The organism is Gordonia sp. NPDC062954, from assembly GCF_044543825.1.
GTDB lineage: Bacteria > Actinomycetota > Actinomycetes > Mycobacteriales > Mycobacteriaceae > Gordonia > Gordonia tangerina.
The window spans coordinates 1-1,120 of the sequence record NZ_JBITWL010000079.1; the positions used below are offsets into that span (position 1 = coordinate 1).

At 62.1% G+C, this 1,120-nt stretch carries 1 protein-coding gene; it reads left to right on the top strand.

Features of this window, described 5'->3' with window-relative positions; translation table 11 throughout:
- Window positions 1-55: 55 nt before the first annotated feature.
- Window positions 56-1,120, top strand: coding sequence for an IS630 family transposase (locus ACIGKQ_RS25360; protein WP_235726358.1), 1,065 nt, complete (start codon window positions 56-58; stop codon window positions 1,118-1,120).

The window sequence follows — 1,120 nt, forward strand, 5'->3', positions numbered from 1 at the left end:
CTAGTGTTGCGCGTCGTTAATTCGCTTACAGGCGTTCGGGTGGAAGAATTGCCGTATGCCCACTTCGGCGTTGGTTCTCGATGATGATTCGCGCGCGGTGTTGGAGTCGTGGACTCGATCATCGACGGTGAGTGCGGGTCTGGTTGAGCGTGCCCGCATCGTGTTGTCGGTTGCCTCGGGCTCCGGCACGTCGGCGACCGCCAGAGCGTTGTCGGTGTCTCGGCCGACGGTGATCAAGTGGCGGGATCGGTTCGTCGAACACGGGATCGACGGGCTGCACGACGAGCCACGCAGCGGCCGGCCCAAGACGATTGAGGACGCCGAGATCATCGCTGTGACACTGGAGTCACCACCCGAGCGGTTGGCGGTCACCCACTGGTCGACCCGGCTGTTGGCGAAACAGTTGGGGATCGGCGACGCGACCGTGGCCCGTGCGTGGCGACGGTACGGGATCAAGCCATGGCGGCGCGAGACGTTCAAGTTTTCGACCGATCCCGAGTTGGAGGCCAAGGTTCGCGATGTCGTCGGCTTGTATTTGAACCCGCCCACGAACGCCGTGGTGCTGTGCGTGGATGAGAAGAGCCAGATCCAGGCGCTTAACCGCACTCAGCCGATCTTGCCGATGCGGCCGGGTCTGCCGGAGAAGGCTACCCATGACTACAAGCGCAATGGCACCACGACCTTGTTCGCTGCACTCGAAGTGGCCACGGGATCGGTGGTCGATCGATGCTACGAGCGTCACGGGAAGGCCGAGTTCCTCGACTTCATGAAGATGGTGGCCAGAGCCTATCCGCGCCGCAAACTGCACATCGTGTGCGACAACTACCACACCCACAAGCACGCCGACATCACCACGTGGCTGGCCAAGAACCCGAGGGTGACAATGCATTTCACCCCAACATCGGGATCATGGCTCAACCTGGTCGAGGTGTTCTTCGGCATCATCACCCGCCAGGCCATCCGGCGCGGTTCCTTCGATTCCGTCCGAGAACTCGTCGCCGCGATCCGCGCCTTCATCGACGGCTGGAACGACCGCTGCCACCCATTCGTGTGGACCAAACCCGCCGAGGAAATACTCGCCGGCGCGAAACGTAAACCAACTTCAGACGCGCAACACTAG

What these genes read in the sequence shown, in the direction of transcription:
- ACIGKQ_RS25360 (WP_235726358.1), top strand. Translation starts at nt 56, where the DNA reads ATGCCCACTTCGGCGTTGGTTCTCGATGATGATTCGCGCGCGGTGTTG.